The 18008-nt window shown below is 71.1% G+C and carries 21 protein-coding genes; 12 read left to right on the top strand and 9 right to left on the bottom strand.

What is annotated here, in order from left to right; genetic code table 11:
• Positions 1–15 precede the first annotated feature (15 nt).
• The 4 genes from AB0L89_RS22520 to AB0L89_RS22505 are packed head-to-tail and all read left to right on the top strand — an operon-like array spanning position 16 to position 3645.
• Positions 16–717 (top strand): polysaccharide deacetylase family protein, encoded by a 702-nt coding sequence (locus AB0L89_RS22520; protein ID WP_365144251.1) that lies wholly within the window; start codon positions 16–18, stop codon positions 715–717.
• Entirely contained in the window at positions 714–1880 is a 1167-nt protein-coding gene (locus AB0L89_RS22515) for a glycosyltransferase (protein WP_365143514.1), read from the top strand. Before AB0L89_RS22520 ends, AB0L89_RS22515 begins: the two co-directional genes overlap by 4 nt.
• Positions 1877–2530, top strand: a complete 654-nt coding sequence (locus tag AB0L89_RS22510) for a lipopolysaccharide biosynthesis protein (RefSeq protein ID WP_365143511.1) — start codon at positions 1877–1879, stop codon at positions 2528–2530. Before AB0L89_RS22515 ends, AB0L89_RS22510 begins: the two co-directional genes overlap by 4 nt.
• Positions 2527–3645 (top strand): GNAT family N-acetyltransferase, encoded by a 1119-nt coding sequence (locus AB0L89_RS22505; protein ID WP_365143508.1) that lies wholly within the window; start codon positions 2527–2529, stop codon positions 3643–3645. Before AB0L89_RS22510 ends, AB0L89_RS22505 begins: the two co-directional genes overlap by 4 nt.
• Positions 3646–3675: 30 nt before the next feature.
• Here the strand turns inward: AB0L89_RS22505 and AB0L89_RS22500 are convergent, their stop codons facing one another.
• Positions 3676–5004: a glycosyl hydrolase gene (locus tag AB0L89_RS22500; protein WP_365143505.1), complete on the bottom strand. Its 1329-nt coding sequence runs from the start codon at positions 5002–5004 to the stop codon at positions 3676–3678.
• Positions 5005–5133: 129 nt separating this feature from the next.
• Here AB0L89_RS22500 and AB0L89_RS22495 point away from each other — a divergent pair, with 129 nt between their 5' ends.
• Positions 5134–6456, top strand: coding sequence for an ATP-grasp domain-containing protein (locus tag AB0L89_RS22495; RefSeq protein WP_365143502.1), 1323 nt, complete (start codon positions 5134–5136; stop codon positions 6454–6456).
• Positions 6457–6864: 408 nt separating this feature from the next.
• Here AB0L89_RS22495 and AB0L89_RS22490 read toward each other — a convergent pair whose 3' ends face one another.
• From AB0L89_RS22490 to AB0L89_RS22480, 3 genes are all read right to left on the bottom strand, one after another.
• Positions 6865–7668: a chaplin gene (locus AB0L89_RS22490; RefSeq protein ID WP_365143499.1), complete on the bottom strand. Its 804-nt coding sequence runs from the start codon at positions 7666–7668 to the stop codon at positions 6865–6867.
• An 86-nt stretch (positions 7669–7754) separates the two neighbouring features.
• A complete protein-coding gene (locus AB0L89_RS22485; protein WP_365143496.1) occupies positions 7755–8012 on the bottom strand; it encodes a chaplin in 258 nt (85 codons plus the stop codon).
• 242 nt (positions 8013–8254) lie between these two features.
• Positions 8255–8662 (bottom strand): rodlin, encoded by a 408-nt coding sequence (locus AB0L89_RS22480; protein ID WP_365143493.1) that lies wholly within the window; start codon positions 8660–8662, stop codon positions 8255–8257.
• A 206-nt stretch (positions 8663–8868) separates the two neighbouring features.
• On the opposite strand from AB0L89_RS22480, the gene AB0L89_RS22475 reads away from it, so the two are divergent.
• The 6 genes from AB0L89_RS22475 to AB0L89_RS22450 all read left to right on the top strand — a co-directional run bounded on the left by AB0L89_RS22475 (position 8869) and on the right by AB0L89_RS22450 (position 12873).
• Positions 8869–9294, top strand: coding sequence for a hypothetical protein (locus AB0L89_RS22475; protein ID WP_365143490.1), 426 nt, complete (start codon positions 8869–8871; stop codon positions 9292–9294).
• A 77-nt stretch (positions 9295–9371) separates the two neighbouring features.
• A complete protein-coding gene (locus tag AB0L89_RS22470; protein ID WP_365143487.1) occupies positions 9372–9782 on the top strand; it encodes a rodlin in 411 nt (136 codons plus the stop codon).
• Positions 9783–10260: 478 nt separating this feature from the next.
• Entirely contained in the window at positions 10261–11355 is a 1095-nt protein-coding gene (locus AB0L89_RS22465) for an LCP family protein (protein WP_365143484.1), read from the top strand.
• A gap of 120 nt (positions 11356–11475) precedes the next feature.
• A complete protein-coding gene (locus AB0L89_RS22460) occupies positions 11476–11883 on the top strand; it encodes a rodlin (protein ID WP_365143481.1) in 408 nt (135 codons plus the stop codon).
• 198 nt (positions 11884–12081) lie between these two features.
• Positions 12082–12315: a hypothetical protein gene (locus AB0L89_RS22455; RefSeq protein ID WP_365143478.1), complete on the top strand. Its 234-nt coding sequence runs from the start codon at positions 12082–12084 to the stop codon at positions 12313–12315.
• A gap of 147 nt (positions 12316–12462) precedes the next feature.
• Positions 12463–12873, top strand: coding sequence for an ATP-binding protein (locus AB0L89_RS22450; protein ID WP_365143475.1), 411 nt, complete (start codon positions 12463–12465; stop codon positions 12871–12873).
• Positions 12874–12898: 25 nt separating this feature from the next.
• Here the strand turns inward: AB0L89_RS22450 and mqnE are convergent, their stop codons facing one another.
• Positions 12899–14062, bottom strand: coding sequence for an aminofutalosine synthase MqnE (gene mqnE, locus AB0L89_RS22445; RefSeq protein WP_365143472.1), 1164 nt, complete (start codon positions 14060–14062; stop codon positions 12899–12901).
• A 74-nt stretch (positions 14063–14136) separates the two neighbouring features.
• Entirely contained in the window at positions 14137–14592 is a 456-nt protein-coding gene (locus AB0L89_RS22440; protein WP_055549590.1) for an Lrp/AsnC family transcriptional regulator, read from the bottom strand.
• Positions 14593–14725: 133 nt separating this feature from the next.
• Here AB0L89_RS22440 and AB0L89_RS22435 point away from each other — a divergent pair, with 133 nt between their 5' ends.
• Positions 14726–14857 carry a hypothetical protein gene (locus AB0L89_RS22435; RefSeq protein ID WP_365143469.1) on the top strand — a complete coding sequence of 44 codons (132 nt, stop codon included), beginning with the start codon at positions 14726–14728 and terminating at the stop codon, positions 14855–14857.
• Here AB0L89_RS22435 and AB0L89_RS22430 read toward each other — a convergent pair.
• The 3 genes from AB0L89_RS22430 to AB0L89_RS22420 are packed head-to-tail and all read right to left on the bottom strand — an operon-like array spanning position 14854 to position 17936.
• Positions 14854–15555, bottom strand: a complete 702-nt coding sequence (locus tag AB0L89_RS22430; RefSeq protein ID WP_365143467.1) for a UbiX family flavin prenyltransferase — start codon at positions 15553–15555, stop codon at positions 14854–14856. The genes AB0L89_RS22435 and AB0L89_RS22430 overlap by 4 nt on opposite strands.
• A gap of 24 nt (positions 15556–15579) precedes the next feature.
• The gene (mqnP, locus tag AB0L89_RS22425) at positions 15580–16482 is read right to left on the bottom strand and encodes a menaquinone biosynthesis prenyltransferase MqnP (RefSeq protein WP_365143464.1); all 903 of its coding nucleotides are present in this window, start codon (positions 16480–16482) and stop codon (positions 15580–15582) included.
• Positions 16479–17936 (bottom strand): menaquinone biosynthesis decarboxylase, encoded by a 1458-nt coding sequence (locus AB0L89_RS22420; protein WP_365143461.1) that lies wholly within the window; start codon positions 17934–17936, stop codon positions 16479–16481. The genes mqnP and AB0L89_RS22420 overlap by 4 nt, the downstream gene beginning before the upstream one ends.
• Positions 17937–18008 lie beyond the last annotated feature (72 nt).

The raw sequence follows: 18008 nt of genomic DNA, 5'->3' as shown, positions 1-18008 counted from the left end.
CCGGCCTGGGTGGCGATGTACCACTCCGTCGCGGACCCCTCCGACGATCCGTACGAGATCACCGTCGCGCCCGACCGGCTGGCCGCGCAGCTGCGGTGGATGCGGCGCAGGGGCCTGCGCGGCGTCTCGATGGAGGAGCTGCTGGAGGCCTGCGCTCGGGGTCAGGAGCACAACCTGGTGGGGCTCACCTTCGACGACGGGTACCGCGACTTCGTCGACCACGCGCTGCCGCTGCTCCAGCAGCACGACTGCACCGCCACCGTGTTCGTCCTGCCGGGCCGCCTCGACGGGGAGAACGCCTGGGACCCGCTCGGCCCGCGCAAGCCGCTGCTGGACGCCGAGGGGATCCGGCACGCGGTCGAGTGCGGCATGGAGGTCGCCTCGCACGGGCTGACCCACGTCGACCTGACCACGGCCGACGACCGCCTGCTGCACCGGGAGATCAGCGGCAGCCGGGCGGCGCTGAGCGATCTGACGGGCTGCGAGGTGCGGGGGTTCTGCTACCCCTACGGCCACGTGGACGAGCGCGTGGCCTCCGCGGTGCGCGAGACGGGGTACCGCTACGCGTGCGCGATCTGGCCGGGGCCGGTCGCCGGACCGTACGCCCTGCCGCGCGTGCACATCGGCCAGGGGGACACCGCCCTGCGCCTGCGGGTGAAGATGAGCGCGAACCGGCTCAGGCGCCGCACCCTGGCCCGCTCGGCGGTGACCCGGTGAAGGTGCTGCACGTCATCACCGGGCTCGGCGTGGGCGGGGCCGAACAGCAGCTCCGGGTGCTGCTGCGGCACCTGCCGACGGCGTGCGACGTGGTCACGCTGACCAACGCGGGCGCCGTGGCGGAGGGCATCAGGGCCGACGGCACCCGGGTGACCGACCTGGGGATGGCGGGCAACCGCGACCTGGCGGCGCTCCCGCGGCTGACCCGGCTCATCCGGGCGGGCCGCTACGACGTGGTGCACACCCACCTCTATCGCGCCTGCCTGTACGGGCGCCTCGCGGCCCGGCTGGCGGGGGTGCGCGCGGTGGTGGCCACCGAACACTCCCTGGGCGACTCGCAGATGGAGGGCAGGCCGCTGACCGCGGGGGTGCGCGGGCTGTATCTGGCCGGGGAGCGGCTGGGGCGGATGACCGTCGCGGTCTCCCCCGCCGTCGGCGCCCGGCTGCACCGGTGGGGCGTGCCACGGCAGCGGATCCGGGTGGTGCCGAACGGCATCGAGGCCGACCGCTTCCGCTTCGACCCGGACGCCCGTGCCCGTACGCGCGCGCAACTGGGCCTGGCCGACGAGGCGTTCGTCGTCGGGGGCGTGGGCCGGCTCGTCGCGGGCAAGCGCTTCGACGTCCTGCTGCGGGCGGCGGCCCAGCTGCCCCGGGACGTCGTCGTGCTGCTGGTGGGCAGCGGCCCGGAGGAACCGGAGCTGCGGCGCCTCGCCCAGCGGCTCGGCCTCGGCGACCGGGTGCGGTTCGTCGGCGAGTCCACGCACGACGAGGGCAGGTCCGCGCACGAGGAGGACGGCGCGCCGAAGAACGCGCCGGACCTGCCCTCGCTGCTGTCCGCCATGGACGTCCTGGGCTCCCCCTCCCCCGAGGAGGCCTTCGGTCTGGCGCTCGTGGAGGGCCTGGCCAGCGGGCTCCGCGTGCTGTACGCGTCCTGCCCCGCCATCGAGGGCCTCGGCGCCGACCTGAGGACCAACGCCTCGTACTGCTCCAGCGATCCGGACTCCTTCGCGCAGGTCCTCTACGACCTGCGCGGCGATCTCCCGCCGCACCGCTCGGCGCCGGCCTCGGTGCGGCACTACAGCATCACCCGCAGCGCCGAGCAACTGATGGGCGTCTACGCCTCGGTTGTCTCCGGCCCGACCCTGGAGGTGACCCCTCGATGAGCGACACCAAGCACCACCCGCGCACCCGCCCCCTGCGCGCCCGCCTCGCACGGCTGCCCCGCTGGTGGCCCCTGCCCGCCTGCGCGGCCCTCGGCGCCCTGGCCGGTGCCGGATACGGCGTGCTCCAGACACCGCAGTACACGGCGACGAGTTACGTCGTCGCCGTCCCGCAGGAGAAGGCCGACCCGGCGACCGCGCTGGGGTTCGCCCAGGCGTACGGCCGGGTGGCCACGCAGCTCGCCGTGCTGGGCGACGCGCAGGTGGCGGCCGGCATGTCGGCGACGGAGCTGCAGGACCACGTGCAGGTGGCCACCTCCCCCGACGCGCCGATGATCGCGGTCTCGGCGTCCACCGACACGCCCTCGTCGGCGGCCATCACCGCCAACGCGGTGGCGCGTTCGCTGGCCACGAGCGCCAACCACTCCAAGGACAGCACCCAGATCAAGCTGCTGCCGTTCTCCCGCGCGCTGAAGCCCACCTCGCCGTCCTCGCTCTCCACCGGGGTGACGGTCCTGGTCGGCGGGTGCGCCGGCGGTCTGCTCGGCGGTCTCGCGCTGCTGGTCCGCCCGCGCGGGCGGACGGAGGAGGAGCCCGCGCCGGGGGCGTCCGTGCCCGGGCCCGCGTCCGCCCTGGTGGGGAGCGCCCCGTGACGGCGGCGCCGGGCCCCCTCAGAACCGAGGTCTGCACGGACGAGGACGAGTTCGACGCCCTGGCGGAGCAGTGGGGCAGGCTCTACCGGGCGTGCGAGGCGGCCACTCCCTTCCAGAGCCACGCGTGGCTCTCCTCCTGGTGGCGGTCGTACGGCCGCCGCGGCGGGCTGCGGGTGGTGCTGGTCCGCGACGGCGGGCGGCTGATCGCCGCGGCGCCGCTGATGCGGGTCAACGGTCCGCTTCCGGCGCTGAAGCCGCTGGGCGGCGCGATCTCCGACTTCACGGACGTGCTCCTGGACGGATCCGCCCGCGAGGCCGGGACGGAGGCGCTCCTCGCGGGGCTGTACGGGCTGGCCCGGACCGCGCTGATCGACCTCGGGGAGGTACGGCCGGGCGCGTGCGTGGAGAGCCTGTACGCACGGTGGCCGGGGCCGAAGCGGAGGCTGGCGGACTCGGACTGCCTGGAGCTTCCCGCACTGCCGATGGAGGCGCTGCTCAAGCGCCTGCCGACACCGCGCGCCCAGCGCACGCGGGCCAAGATGCGCAAGCTCAGCGCGCTGGGCGTGGAGAGCCGGATCGTGCCCGTCGACGAGGTCGAGGCGTCGGTGCGGACGCTGCTGCACCTGCACCAGTTGCAGTGGCAGGGGCGCAAGGTGACCGAGGAGCATCTTCGGCCCCGCTTCCGCGAGCACCTGCTGCGGTCGATGCGGCCGATGGTGGCGGCGGGCGAGGCGGTGGTGACCGAGTTCCGCCTGGACGGCGAGGTGATGGCCGCGGACCTGACCCTGCTGTCGGGCACGCTGGCGGGCGGCTACCTCTACGGCGCCCATCCCGGGCTCAGGGAGCGCAAGGTCGACGTGGCCACGATGCTGCTCGACGCGTGCACCCGGCACACCGGGGGCGAGCACCCGCGGGCGCTGAGCCTGTTGCGCGGCACCGAGCCGTACAAGCACCACTGGCGCCCCGAGCCGGTCGCCAACCAGCGCTTCCTGCTGGCCCGCAGGCGTACGGCCCCGCTGGTGTCCGCGGCGGTCCTGGAGGCCTCGGGCCGCCGGTGGGCGAAGGAGCAGCTCCGCCGCCGCGCCGAGCGCCGCGGCGGCGGAGCCTCCCCGTGAGGGCTTCCGCCGCCGCGGACCGGCGGGCGCTCAGGAGCGGCGCTCCCCCTTCCACCAGTCGAACCGCAGGCAGAGCTTGCCGCCCAGCCAGTACTCGACCCAGTCGCCGAGGTTCAGCGGCGAGCAGGTGGGAGGCGTCACGGGCTCGTTCGGGGTCTCGTCGCGGCCGGAGAGCAGCTCACGGTAGACCGCGGCGGCGTCGGGGTTGTCCTTGCACTGCCACACCCCGTGCGGGCAGTAGTCGGTGACCGTGTTGTACAGCGGCTTCTTGTCGTCCATCCACTTCAGCATCCGGCGCATGTACTCCTCGTTGTCGCCGTTGCGGAAGAGACCCCATTCCGGGTACGAGATGGGCTTCTTGTGGGCCGCCGCGAAATCCACGTGCTCCTGGAGTCCGTACGGCTCGTCGATCTGTTCGTCGAACGAGATTCCGCGCGGCTGGTCGTACGAATCCATGCCGACGATGTCGACGACCTCGTCGCCCGGATAGCACTGGGTCCAAGGAATGGCGTCACGCCCCCTGCTGGGCGTGAAGTCGAACCGGAACTTCTGTCCCGTTACGGAGCGCATCGTGGTGACGATCCTGTTCCAGTACTTCTTCCAGGACTCCGGGTCGGGGGCGCAGCGATGGGTGTAGGTCGTGCCGTTCATCTCCCAGCCGAGCACGATCACGGTGTCGGGCACGCCGAGGTCGACGAGGCGCTGGGCGAGGGTGCGGAAGTGCTCGTCGAAGTCGCCCGCGGCGCCCTGCCGCAGCAGCCGGCCCACTTCGAAGTCGCCGACGCCCTCCTCGTTGCGCTCCAGCATCGGCACGTTGAGGACGAAGAGCCTGTCGTCCTTCTCCTTGCGCCAGTCCGCCCAGTCCTCCAGGAAGTCCGGGGAGCCCTCGATGTTCGTCCAGCGGTCGCCGGGGAGGTAGGTGTGGCCGACCCGCAGCTCGGTGCCCCCGAGCCACCTGCTCAGTTCGCTGATCCGCTTGACCCCGCGCGGTCCGTAGTCGAGATACGCGCCGAAGGCGGGGGCCTTCTCCGCGGCCGTGGCGCTGGCCGAGGGCGAGGGCTCGGCGGCGGGCGGGCTCTCCGTCCCCGTCGGTGCCGGCGTCTGGGTCGGGGTCGGCACCGGGGTCGGGTCCGCGGTCCCCTGGGGCCAGGGCGGCACCACCGGATCCGGCACCAGGGGCGCGGTGGGCGCTGACGGGGTGGCGGTCGCGGTGGGTGCCGCGGGAACGGCACCCGGCGGCTCGCCGTCGCGCACGATGCCCACCGTGTGACCCGGCGCGGAAGCCAGGGCCACCGACGACGCGATTCCGGCAGCGATGATGGCGAGACGTTTGCTGCGTTGACGACGCTGGGGGGCCATGGCTGCTCCTCTTTTTCCGACCGCACCTCACTGACACTTCGTCATATTTATTTCTATTGCGCCAATCGAGTTTCTAATCCTGCATGCCACCACATCGCCCGCATGGGCGATCGACAAAAGAGGGTCACTTTGCAGCCTCTGGATACACGTATTCCCGCCGTCCTCCTGCGGATCGACAAGAATCCCTTCCACCACGGAACGCTGGGGGCCGTGCGCTCCCTGGGGCGCGCGGGGGTGGAGGTCCACCTGGTCTCCGACGACCTGGAGAGCCCCGTGCGCCGGTCCCGGTATCTGCACCAGATGCACCCCCCACCCGCGCCGGGCGCGCCGCCCCGCGAGGTGGCCGCCGTGCTGCGGCGGATCGCGCGCGACGTCCGGGGCCCGGCCGTGCTGATCCCGCTGGACGACGCCGGCGCCCTCGCGATCAGTGCCGCGTACGAGGAGCTGAGCGTCCGGTACCTGCTGCCCCGGATGGCGGACGACGTGGCCGGGCGCGTGGCGGACAAGGCGACGCTGGCCGAGGTGTGCGCGGAGGCCGGCGTGGCGCACCCGGAGACCCTGGCGCCCGCGTCCGCCGCCGAGGCCGCCGACGCCGTGGAGCACCTCGGCTCCCCGGCCGTGGCGAAGTGGAGCCGCCCCTGGGCGCTGCCCCAGGGCGTCGGCCTGCGCAGCACCACCGTGCTCCGCTCCCCCGACGAGGCCGCCGCGCTGTTCGGGCGCCGGGCCGAGGCGGGCAGCAGCCTCCTGCTCCAGGCCTTCGTGCCCGGGGCCCGTGACGCGGACTGGTTCGTCCACGGGTGCGTCGGCGGGGACGGGGCGGTGCGCGGCGGCGGGACGGGCCGCAAGCACCTGTCGTGGCCGCGCGCCGCCGGACTGACGGTGAGCGGCGAGTGGACGGCGAACCCCACGCTGTGGGAGGCGGCCACGCGGCTGGTGTCGGCCCTGGGCTACCGCGGGATCTTCGACCTGGACTTCCGCAGGGACGCCGCGACGGGCGACTTCCACCTCATCGACTTCAACCCGCGCCCCGGGGCCCAGTTCCGCCTGTTCGCCGACGGCGCGGACACCGACGTGGTGCGCGCGCTGCACCTCGGCCTGACGGGCCGTCCGGTGCCCGCCCCGGTGCCGCTGGCCGGGCGCACCTTCGTGGTGGAGAACTACGCGCCGCTGACCGCGCTGCGCCGCCTTCCCCGCCCGGGGCCCCGCAGGCCGTCGCCGCCCGGCGAGCTCGCCTGGCACGCGGCCGACGACCCCGCGCCCGGAGCGGCCATGCGCCGCCTGTGGAGCCGCCGCCTGGTGCAGCGGCTGCGCCCCGCCGCGGACCACCGCCCCGCCCCGGCCGCACCCCGGCCGCCGGTCCCGGCACAGGACACCTCGGCCCCGGCCCAGGAACGGTCCCCCGCCGTGCTCCCCCGCCAGACGGACGGGGAGCGGACGACAACCGAGGCGTGAATCACGGGAGTTGGGGCGCCGGGGCGCCGACCGCTCTTATGAGTGACGCGGCGGGCGAACGGGTGAACCGCACTTCCCGCACCGGCGCCCGGATGATGCACTGAAGACGCTTCATGGGACAGGCCGGGCCGCTTCCCGCCAGCCGTCGGCACATGCATCTGCCGTGGGTGAGCGGCGTCTCTCCAACGGGCTGTTCTCTACCTCCCTGGCTCTGGTGGGGAAGCAACCGCATCAAGGCTTCCCCGCCAGAGCGTTGAGGCGTTCGCCGACGCCGTTCCGCCCGGCCGTCGCCGCCTCTCCCCCACTCCCTCCCCCTTCCCGCGCCCCCGTCGCCGGAGCCCGGTCGTGCCGCGGTCCGCGCACCCGGCAGGCAGGGCACGCGGACCGTGGTCGCGAGGGGCTTGCGGGCTAGCGCCGGGACGCGGCGGTCCCTCGCCGGTACAGGACGGCTCCGCCGAGCAGCAGGGCCACGCTCGCGCCCGCGGCGCCCAGCAGGGTGCCGTCCGCTCCCGTCTCGGCCAGGTGGTCGCGGGGCGGGGCCTCGTGGACCGGCCGGGGCGCACGGACCTGCTGGGGCCGCTCGTGCGGCGCCGTGGGCTTGGCGGCCACCGGCGGGTGCGCGGCCGGCGCGCGCGGCGTGGCGGGCTTGGCCGGCGGGATCGGGGCCGAGGCCACGGGCACGTCGACGCCGGGCGTCTGCACCGGCGTCGGCGGGGTCTGCGGCTGCGGTGCCTCTTCGCAGGTGTTGCCGTACGCCCCCGAGGCGACGGCCACTCCACCCACGCTGTCACCGCAGACCTCGACCGGAGCCTCGACCGGGGCCTGCACGCTGTTGCCCGACAGCAGACCGGGCGACTGGGCCGTCTGCGCGTCGGAGCCGTAACCCGTGCTGTCCTCGTCCCCCTGCGGCTTCGCCGGGGTGACGTGTGACTCGTGCGCGTCGGAGCCGTAGCCGTCCTCGACGGGTGCCGAGGAGGACGCGCAGTCGTTGCCCGAGGCGGGATTGGCGAGGGCGGCGGCATTCACGGTGTTGCCGCAGAGGTTCACCGGTACTTCCAGCGGTGCCTGCACGCTGTTGCCCGACAGGAGGCCGGGCGAGTCCAGTGCCTGCGCGTTCGCATCGGTGGCGGCGAACGCGGAGGTGCCGGACAGGGACAGGATGCTCGTGGCCGCGGCGGCGGAGAGCATTCCTTTGCTGAGGGCCTGTCGCAATTCGAGTGGTCCTTCTTGTGCGAGGGGGAGCCGGCCCCGGGCACCTGGGGCGCCCGGGGCCGGCAAGACGCAGCTGGGCCGCTACGTCAGTCGTTGACGCACTCGTTGCCGAACGCCGGGTTCAGCAGAGCGATGACGTTGACGCTGTTGCCGCACACGTTGACCGGAACGTGCACGGGAACCTGAACGACGTTGCCGGAAAGAACGCCCGGGGAGCCGACAGCGGCGCCGCCGGCCTCAGAGTCGGCGAACGCCGGGGCGCCCAGGCTCAGAGCCATGACGGCACCAGCGATGATCGTTGCGCTCTTCTTGAGCTTCACAGCTTTTCCCTTCTTTCGGGTCACGTCCAAATACCGGCCGGGGCCGATCGGGCAGTTCGTGTTCCCGCATCGTGACCTGAGCCCTACTTAACGAGCGATAGGACCGGAGGAAACCAGGGAGTTGACCCGCTCAGAAGATTCACTCGAATGCAACCGGCAAGCGAAAGGACATGAAAGCAGCGGGAGTTGCGGGCACAGGAAAGCTCGGGCCGCACCGGGCCTCGAAAGAGGCCGGGCGACCCGAGCAGTCCGTGCGGAGCGACGGATCAGCCGTTGCCGGCACCGTTGCCCGACAGGACCGGGATGTCGTCCAGGATGTGCGACAGCGGCTCGTCGCCCTTGGCCTGGGTGGAGTTCTCGGTGCACTGCTGGTTCTGCGGGGCGGAGAGGACGGGGATGTCCTGGACCGCGACCGGCACGAGGCCGACGAGGGCACCGGCGTTGCCCTTGACGGGCAGGCCGACGCAGGGCTTGTTCAGCGAGCCCTGCACGAGGGACAGCTGCGGGCTCATGTCGCCCTTGGTCTCGGAGTTGCCGAACACCTGCTTGGCGTCGTTGCCGCTCAGCGACGTGGTGCCGCCGTCGTCACCGATGGCCATCGCGGGGGAAGCCGCGGCAGAGATACCGACGACGGAGGCGGCGACTGCGGCCGCCGCCATTGCCTTCTTAAGCATTTGATGTTCCTTTTCTGGGCAGACGCTCAGGTCACTGCGTGCTGCTCAACTCTCCCTGCCGCGTTTAGTTCTGGTCATTCACTCCATCGGTTCTTTCACCCATCACTGCACCGTCGGAGCGGTATGCCGCGCGTCTCGCACTGTTCGACATGAAGGTCGGATTATCCTCACATCACGTGCACTCCCGCAGGCTCCGGAAGGAATTCATGAAACGCGTGAGATGTGAGACCTCCCCACCGCGCGCCGACGCCTCGTCGCAGTGGAGCGAACGGGAACTGCGCCTGGTGGAGCGGCTGGCGACGGTGCACCACGAACTCGGGCGGCTGCGTCGGGAGCGCACGGCCCTCGTCTCGTACGTCTGGCGGCTGCACGGCGGGAGCGTCGGCCTGCCCGGCCCGGACGGCGGGCGGATGGTCCACGTCGACACCGCGGCCGGCAGCCTGTCCTGGCACGTCGACGCCGAGGACACCGACCTGCTGTACGAGTCGGGCCGCCGGACCCCGAGCTCCGCCGGCGAGACGGCCGAGACCCTGACGCGGCTGTCCTTCCTGCACCTGCACCGCCGGCCGAACCTGCCCACCCGGAGCAAGCGGGCCGCGGCCGCCGCCGTGGGCGATAGGCCATCGGAGTGAACACGAGCAACCCCTCATCCCTCCGGGTAGTTGCTCAGGGTGCTCCTTGGACGGGGCTCACTCAGAAGGGAAATCCTGTGCTCAAGAAGGTTATGGCCGCCGCAGCGGTCACGGCTTCCGTCGTCGGCATGTCGGCTGCTGCCGCTCCCACGGCGCTCGCCATCGGCAACGACGGCGGCACCAACACCATGAGCGGCAACAACGCCATGCAGGAGTTCGGCAACTCCGCCACGTACGGCAACATGAGCCCGCAGATGGCGCTCATCCAGGGCTCGCTGAACAAGCCCTGTATCGGTCTGCCGGCCAAGGCCAACGTCGGCTCCGTGGTGGGCCTGGTGCCGGTCGCGGTCCAGGACATCCCGATCCTGTCGGCGCCGCAGAACCAGCAGTGCACCGAGAACTCCACCCAGGCCAAGGGCGACGAGCCGCTGTCGCACGTCCTGGACGACATCCCGGTCCTGTCGGGCAACGGCGCGGGCAACAACTGACGCAGGCCGAAACCCAGCGGGCCGCCATTTCTCTCCTTGGCGGCCCGCTGTTTTCTTGCCCGCGCCGGTTCCGCGAAGGCGTACCCGTTCCCCGAAGGGCCGTCAGTTCCGCGGCCAGGGGTCCTGCTGGACCAGGCTGTTCCATTCGGGATCGGGACGCCCGGGGAGGGTTCTTCCCTGCTCCCGCCACCTTCTGAGCAGGGATTCGTAGATGGGATCCGCGCGGTGTTCCGGGGGCTGCCTGCTCACCGGAATGACGCCTTGCCGTTTCCATGATCCTGCACGGTCAGCCATATTTCCTCGTTGCGAGTGGGGGCTTCTTCGGTTTCGTTCCTGTCGAAGTCGGAAATGAAACCGACCCGTTGGGGCGAAAGAGTTGTTCACGGGCGCCACACTCCATCTGCAACAGAATGACGGGCCGACCGGTTTACGGTTCCAGGGTTCCTCCTCCCCCTCTTCTGATTGCGGAGAACAGCACATGAGGACGGTCCCGCGTACGCCTGCCCGCAAACGGGCCGGAAAGCGTCTCGGCGTCATCACCACGGGGATCGCGCTTGCCGCCGCCCTCACCGGAATCGCCGCGACGGCCGCACCGCACCCTGCCCAACGCATCGATGTCTTCGGCGGCATCAAGAATCGTCCGAATGAAGGACCCGGCACGAATATTCTTTTGCTCGGCACGGACAGCAGAGCAGGAATCACGAAGTCCGAGAAACGGGAGTTCTCCACCGGCAGCCTGGGCTGCAACTGCTCCGACACGATGATGCTCATCCACGTGTCGAGGAAGAACGACCGGGTGAGCGTCGTGAGCCTGCCCCGGGACTCCCGCGCCGTCATCCCCGCCCACCGGAACCGCAGCACGGGCACCGTACGGGCCGCCCACCCCTCGAAGATCAACGCGGCCTACGCCGAGGGCGGCGCCAAGCTCGCCGTACGGACGGTCGAGCAGATGACGAAGGTCAGGATCGACCGCTACCTGCAGATCGACTTCCGGCGGTTCATCGACAGCGTGAACGAGGCGGGGTCCGTGCGCGTCTGCACCCCCCGCCCCCTGCAGGACTTCGCGACCAGGATGGACATGCCGCCGGGCACCCACGACCTGAACGGCGGCCAGGCGCTGCAGTACGTCCGGTCCCGACACGTCGACACCGCCGCCGACTTGGGCCGCATCCAGCGCCAACAGCGCTTCCTGGTCGGCGTGTTGCGCACGCTCGCCGTGGACGAGTCGTTCGGCGACCGGCTCAGGACCGCCGCCCTCGCCAAGACCGTGCTCGGCTCCGCCCGGGTGGACCAGGGGTTCACCCTCGACCAGCTCGTCTCGCTCGTCTCCCGGCTGCGGAACCTGCCGCCGGAGGCCACCGAGTTCACCACGGTCCCCATCCGCGGGTTCAACGCGCCGGAGGCGGGCATCGGCTCGACCCTCGCATGGGACCGGCCCAAGGCCGACAAGGTGTTCGCCGCCCTGAACCGGGACCGCGCCCTGACCGGCGCCAAGTCCTCGGCGGTGCCCGCCGACCCGCCCCGGCTGTCCGTGCAGACGGCCTTCCGCGGCGACAAGGTCATCTGCCCCTGAGATTCAGCACATTAATCCGCTGAATGGGGCAACTGTCGCAACTGCTGCCGCGCCACTCAGTTGACCACTACGCGCGCTCCGCTGCGGAGCCGCACTTCCTTCGAAGGGAAACCCATCACCATGAAGAAGCTGTTTGCAACGGCCGCGATCGCCGCTTCCGTCGCCGGCGTGTCCGCCGCCACGGCCCCCCAGGCCCTGGCCATCGGTGACGACTCGGGCACCACGTCGGTCAGCGGCAACGGCGCCTCGCAGACGTTCGGCAACTCCGCCACGCACGGCGACATGAGCCCGCAGATGTCCCTGGTCCAGGGCTCGCTGAACAAGCCCTGCATCGGCCTGCCGGCCAAGGCCAACCTCGGTTCGCTCGTCGGCGTCGTGCCGGTCGCGGTCCAGGACATCAACGTCCTCTCCGCCCCGCAGAACCAGCAGTGCACCGAGAACTCCACCCAGGCCAAGGGCGACGAGCCGCTGTCGCACATCCTGGACAACATCCCGGTCCTCTCGGGCAACGGCGTGGCCAACCACTGATCCGAGGGCGTCCGCGTGCCGCACCGCGGACGCGACCCCGCCCCTCCCGCCTCCGGGCGGGAGGGGGCAGGTCACCCGGGGCCCGTCACTCGTCCAGCCGCGTTCGGCGAGCAGGCCCCCGCACCACCCTTCAGCGTGAGGGGAGTTCGCGCTCGCAGCTCCGATGCGTGCGCATGTCCCCACTGAAGGGTCCGAAGTATGAAGCGCATAGCCCGCGCCCTGTCCGTGGCCGGTCTCACGGCGGCGGCACTGGCCGCCCCGGCCGCCGGCATCGCCGCCGCGGCGCCCGCCTCCGCCGCTGCCGCTCCGGTGGTCCAGCAGACCGAGAGCCGGGACTGGGACGACTGGCCGCACCACCACGGCTGGGACCACCACCACTACTACCACCACCACGGTGTGGGCCTGGGCCTCGGCCTGGGGGTCGGTCTCTGACCCTTCAGCAGGCTCCTCCGGGCTCCTGCGGGTGGTGCCTCGCGCACGGCCCGAATGCCCGGACAGACGCGGTGGCCGCCACTGATCCCGGGGCGGCCACCGCGCCGTTCCGCCACCGCACCTCGGCCCCGAGCGGGAGTACGCGCCGTGACCTTCGACAGCACGCAGGACACGGGCGTCCTCACCGGCCCCGAGAGCCCCGGCGCCGCCCGGAACACCGTGCGCGCGCTGCTGGGCCAGGGACATCCCCGCGCCAGTGACACCGCCATCGCCGACGCGGTCCTGGTGACGTCGGAACTGGTCACCAACGCGATCCGGCACGGGGGCGGCCTGCGCGGATTCCTGTGCCGCGTGCACTCGGGCTTCGCCGAGATCGCCGTGGACGACGCCAGCGACGAGGTCCCCGTCACCCGCACCCGGCACAGCCTGCTCACGAGCGGCGGGCACGGCTGGCCCTCGGTGTGCCACCTGGCCAGCGACGTGACCGTGCGCCACCTCCCCCAGGGCGGCAAGCGCATCACCGCCCGGATCCCGCTCGCCTCGCCGGCGCACCCCTGAGGGCGGCCGGCGAGACCGCCGGGAGTCAGACCCGCATCGCCTGCGGCGTCTCGCGCAGCAGCGGGTCGGGGCCCTCGTACTCACGGATCGCCTCGTAGCGCGTGTTCCGCTCGACCGGGCGGAAGCCGGCCTCGCGGATCAGGTCGAGCAGGTCCTCGCGGGTCAGCTTGTTCGGCGTACCGAAGTTGTCCGCATCGTGCGTGATCTTGTACTCGACGACCGAGCCGTCCATGTCGTCGGCGCCGTGCTGGAGCGCGAGCTGCGTGGTGTGCAGGCCGTGCATGACCCAGAAGACCTTGACGTGCGGGACGTTGTCGAAGAGGAGGCGCGAGACCGCGAAGGTCTTCAGGGCCTCGGCGCCGGACGCCATGGTCGTGCGCGCCTGGAGCTTGTTGCGGACCTTGCCGTCCTTCATGTCGACGAAGTCGTGCTGGTAGCGCAGCGGGATGAAGACCTGGAAGCCGTTGGTCTCGTCCTGGAGCTCACGCAGGCGAAGGACGTGGTCGACGCGGTGGCGGGGCTCCTCGATGTGGCCGTACAGCATCGTGCACGGGGTCTTCAGACCCTTCTCGTGCGCGAGGCGGTGGATGCGCGACCAGTCCTCCCAGTGGGTGCGGTGGTCGACGATGTGCTGCCGGACCTCCCAGTCGAAGATCTCCGCACCGCCGCCGGTCAGCGACTCCAGGCCGGCCTCGATCAGCTCGTCGAGGATCTCGGAGGCGGACAGCCCGGAGATCGTCTCGAAGTGGTGGATCTCGGTGGCGGTGAACGCCTTGAGGGAGACGTTCGGCAGGGCCTTCTTCAGCTCGCTGAGCGAGCGCGGGTAGTACCGCCACGGCAGGTTGGGGTGCAGGCCGTTGACGATGTGCAGCTCGGTGAGGTTCTCGCCCTCCATCGCCTTGGCGAGGCGGACGGCCTCCTCGATGCGCATGGTGTACGCGTCCTTCTCGCCCGGCTTGCGCTGGAACGAGCAGTAGGCGCACGAGGCGGTGCACACGTTCGTCATGTTGAGGTGGCGGTTGACGTTGAAGTGCACGACGTCGCCGTTCTTGCGCGTGCGCACCTCGTGGGCGAGGCCGCCGAGCCAGGCCAGGTCGTCCGACTCGTAGAGCGCGATGCCGTCCTCGCGGGACAGCCGCTCGCCGTCCCGGACCTTCTGCTCAAGATCGCGCTTGAGACCTGCGTCCATGCCCTGGCCCTTACCTCTCCCGACGACAAACTCCGCCAACCGTACTCCTCCGCCCCAGCGACGAAGGGCGCGCCCTAGACCTCTTCGGGGAGCTCGCCGACGCGGTTCTCCCACTTGGTGGAGAGCACGATCGTGGTCCGGGTGCGCGAGACCCCGCGCGTGCCGCTGAGCCTGCGGATCGTCTTCTCCAGGCCGTCCACGTCGCTGGCCCTGACCTTGAGCATGTACGAGTCGTCGCCCGCGATGAACCAGCAGTCCTCGATCTCGTGGAGGTCCTTCAGGCGGCGCGCCACGTCCTCGTGGTCGGCGGCGTCGGAGAGGGAGATGCCGATGAGCGCGATGACGCCGAGGCCGAGCGAGGCGGAGTCCACGGTCGCGCGGTAACCGGTGATGACACCGGCCGCTTCGAGGCGGTTGATCCGGTCCGTGACGCTGGGCCCGGAGAGGCCCACGAGCCGCCCGAGTTCGGCGTACGAGGCGCGGCCGTTCTCCCGCAGGGCCTGGATGAGCTGCCTGTCCACGGCGTCCATAGGTGCGATGCCTTTCATTATTCAGCGATACCGCGAGTCTATGTGTAGAATCTAAGGCGCAACAGGGTTCACGCCCTGTGAATCTTTCTCAATCTCAGCCGATCAATGACGATCCTTCAGGAGTGAGTCACCCGTGTACTCGATCGAGATGGCCTACGCCCGCATGCGCGAGCTCCAGGACATGGCCAACCGCTCGCGTGCCCACAAGCCCACCCACGAGCCGAAGGCCGCGGCCCGCTGGAAGCGCGCCGCCAAGAAGCGCTAGTCCCCCCGGGAGCCAGAGCCACCTCCGGATCCGGAACCCAGCTCTCCCTCCCACCGGCGGTACAGGCTGTGCGGCACACCCGCCGCGTCCAGCACCCGCCCGGCGACGAAGTCCACCAGATCCTGGATGTGCGTCGCCCCCGCGTAGAACGCCGGAGAGGCGGGCAGCACGATCGCGCCCGCCTCGTCCAGGCCCACCAGGTGCTTCAACGTCTGCCCGTTCAGCGGTGTCTCGCGTACGCAGACCACAAGGCGTCGGCCTTCCTTGAGCGTCACGCTCGCCGACCGCTGCAGCAGGTCCTTCGAGAGACCGAGCGCCACGCCCGCCACGCACGCCGTGGACGCCGGCACGATCAGCATCCCCTTCGTCGCGTACGACCCCGAGGACGGCCCCGCCGCCAGGTCACCGGCGGCCCAGTACCGCACGTCCGCCAGGGACTCCTCCGGCACGTCGAACGTGCCCGGCTTGCCGTCCGCGCCGCGCGCCAGCCACTGCCGCAGGTCGTCGCGCCAGTGCGCGTCCCGGAAGGCGATCCCCGTCTCGTCCAGCAGCGTCAGGCGCGAGGCCCGCGACACGACGAGGTCCACGCTCTGACCGGCCTCGACGAGCGCGCGCAGCACGGCGGCGGCGTACGGGGTCCCCGAGGCGCCCGACACCCCCACGATCCAAGGCTTACGCTGCGTATCTCCTGGGTTCACTCTGTGAGCCTATCCGGCGGCCGTTCAGAGGGTGAGCCCGCGTACGAGCAGATCGAGCAGCGCGCAGACGAACAGGGCGATTCCGATGAAACCGTTCACCTGGAAGAACGCGCGGTTCAGGCGCGACAGGTCGTGCGGCTTCACGATCGAGTGCTCGTAGACGAAGGCGCCCGCGACGACGGCGAGTCCCAGCCAGAAGAACGCGCCCGCGTCGGTGATCGCCGCGTACCAGACGAACAGCGCCGTGGTCACCAGGTGGCAGCCGCGGGCGCCCCGGATCGCGGCCGGGATGCCGAACCGCGCGGGCACCGACATCACGCCGACCTCGCGGTCCGTCTCCACGTCCTGGCAGGCGTAGATCAGGTCGAAGCCGCCGATCCAGACGCCGACCGCGAGGCCGAGGATCACGGCCTGCCACGACCACTCGCCCGTGATCGCGATCCAGGCGCCGACCGGGCCCATCGCCTGGGCGAGGCCGAGGATCGCCTGCGGGAAGTTCGTGAACCGCTTGCCGTACGGGTAGACCACCATCGGGATCACCGCGATCGGCGCGAGCGCCAGGCACAGCGGGTTCAGCAGCGCGGCCGCGCCGAGGAAGACGACGAGCGCGATGAGCGCGCCCGTCCACGCGGACTTCACCGACACCGCGCCCGTGACCAGCTCGCGGTGCGCGGTGCGCGGGTTACGGGCGTCGATCTCGCGGTCGATGATGCGGTTCGCCGCCATCGCGAACGTCCGCAGGCCGACCATGCAGATCGTCACCAGGAGCAGGCGCCCCCAGTGGATGTTCTTGTCGAGCTGGAACATCGCGGTCAGCGAGGCGATGTAGGCGAAGGGCAGCGCGAAGACCGAGTGCTCGATCATGACGAGGCGCAGGAATGCTTTGGTGCGCCCCGGCTGCGGGATCGCGGCTGAGGCTGAGCTCACAGCCCGTACTCCTTCCAGCGGCGGTCGACCTTCGCCGCCGTCTCCGGGTCGGACTCGACCATGTTCGGCCAGCCCCCGTCCCGTACGTAGCCCTCCTCGGGCAGCTTCTTCGTGGCGTCGATGCCCGCCTTGCCGCCCCAGAACTGCTGGTAGGAGGCGTGGTCGAGGTGGTCGACCGGGCCCTCGACGACGGTGAGGTCGCGGGCGTAGTCGGTGTTGCCGAGCGCGCGCCAGGACACCTCGTGCAGATCGTGCACGTCGCAGTCCTTGTCCACCACGATGATCAGCTTCGTCAGGGACATCATGTGCGCGCCCCAGATGGCGTGCATCACCTTCTGCGCGTGCTTCGGGTACTTCTTGTCGATCGAGACGATCGCGCAGTTGTGGAAGCCGCCCGACTCCGGCAGGTGATAGTCCACGATGTCCGGGACGATCACCTTGAGGAGGGGCAGGAAGAAGCGCTCGGTGGCGCGGCCCAGCGGGCCGTCCTCCGTCGGCGGGCGGCCGACCACGATCGACTGGAGCAGCGGGCGCCGCCGCATGGTCACGCAGTCGATCTTCAGCGCCGGGAAGTCCTCCTGCGGCGTATAGAAGCCGGTGTGGTCGCCGAAGGGACCCTCCGGCAGCATCTCGCCCGGCTCGAGCCAGCCCTCGATGACGACCTCGGCGTGCGCCGGGACCTGGAGGGGGACCGTCTTGCAGTCGACCATCTCGACGCGCTTGCCCTGGATGAACCCGGCCAGCATGTACTCGTCCATGTCGCCGGGCAGCGGCGCCGTGGACGCGTACGTGACGGCCGGCGGGCAGCCGAAGGCGATCGCGACCGGCAGCTTCTCGCCCCTGCGGGCGGCCACCTGGTAGTGGTTGCGGCTGTCCTTGTGGATCTGCCAGTGCATGCCGATGGTGCGCTTGTCGTGGCGCTGGAGGCGGTACAGGCCGAGGTTGCGCACCCCGGTGTCCGGGTCCTTGGTGTGGGTCAGGCCGAGGTTGAAGAAGGAGCCGCCGTCCTCGGGCCAGGTGAACAGCGCGGGCAGCTGCTCCAGGTCGACGTCGTCGCCGGTGAGGACGACCTCCTGCACGGGCGCGCTCTCGGGCTTCACCTTCTTCGGCGGTACGTGCGTCATCGCGCCGAGCTTGCCGAACGCCTCGCGGATGCCGACGAAGCCGTGCGGCAGCTCCGGCTTGAGCAGTCCGCCGATCTTCTCGCTGATCTCGCCGTACGACTTCAGGCCGAGCGCCTTGAGCAGGCGGCGGTCCGTCCCGTACACGTTCATCGCCAGGGGCATCGCGGAGCCCTTGACGTTCTCGAAGAGGAGCGCGGGACCGCCGGCCTTCTGCACCCGGTCGGTGATCTCGCCGACCTCCAGGTAGGGATCGACCTCGGCCTTGATGCGCTTGAGATCGCCCTCGCGGTCCAGTGCCCGGAGCAGGGAGCGAAGATCGTCATAAGCCATGCGCTCCAGTATCCGGCACCGGCTACCCTGGCCCCGTCACCGGGGGCACGCACGCCTCCCGCCGCCACCGCT

The organism is Streptomyces sp. NPDC052114, from assembly GCF_040680155.1.
Classification (GTDB): domain Bacteria; phylum Actinomycetota; class Actinomycetes; order Streptomycetales; family Streptomycetaceae; genus Streptomyces.
This window is presented reverse-complemented; position numbering and strand designations above follow the sequence as displayed.

Excerpts from the sequence above, each read along its gene's own strand:
- AB0L89_RS22520 (WP_365144251.1), top strand. The coding sequence starts at position 16 with ATGTACCACTCCGTCGCGGACCCCTCCGACGATCCGTACGAGATCACC.
- AB0L89_RS22510 (WP_365143511.1), top strand. The coding sequence starts at position 1,877 with ATGAGCGACACCAAGCACCACCCGCGCACCCGCCCCCTGCGCGCCCGC.
- AB0L89_RS22500 (WP_365143505.1), bottom strand. The coding sequence starts at position 5,004 with ATGGCCCCCCAGCGTCGTCAACGCAGCAAACGTCTCGCCATCATCGCT.
- AB0L89_RS22480 (WP_365143493.1), bottom strand. The coding sequence starts at position 8,662 with ATGCTTAAGAAGGCAATGGCGGCGGCCGCAGTCGCCGCCTCCGTCGTC.
- AB0L89_RS22475 (WP_365143490.1), top strand. The coding sequence starts at position 8,869 with ATGAAACGCGTGAGATGTGAGACCTCCCCACCGCGCGCCGACGCCTCG.
- AB0L89_RS22465 (WP_365143484.1), top strand. The coding sequence starts at position 10,261 with ATGAGGACGGTCCCGCGTACGCCTGCCCGCAAACGGGCCGGAAAGCGT.
- AB0L89_RS22460 (WP_365143481.1), top strand. The coding sequence starts at position 11,476 with ATGAAGAAGCTGTTTGCAACGGCCGCGATCGCCGCTTCCGTCGCCGGC.
- AB0L89_RS22455 (WP_365143478.1), top strand. The coding sequence starts at position 12,082 with ATGAAGCGCATAGCCCGCGCCCTGTCCGTGGCCGGTCTCACGGCGGCG.
- mqnE (WP_365143472.1), bottom strand. The coding sequence starts at position 14,062 with ATGGACGCAGGTCTCAAGCGCGATCTTGAGCAGAAGGTCCGGGACGGC.
- AB0L89_RS22440 (WP_055549590.1), bottom strand. The coding sequence starts at position 14,592 with ATGGACGCCGTGGACAGGCAGCTCATCCAGGCCCTGCGGGAGAACGGC.
- AB0L89_RS22420 (WP_365143461.1), bottom strand. The coding sequence starts at position 17,936 with ATGGCTTATGACGATCTTCGCTCCCTGCTCCGGGCACTGGACCGCGAG.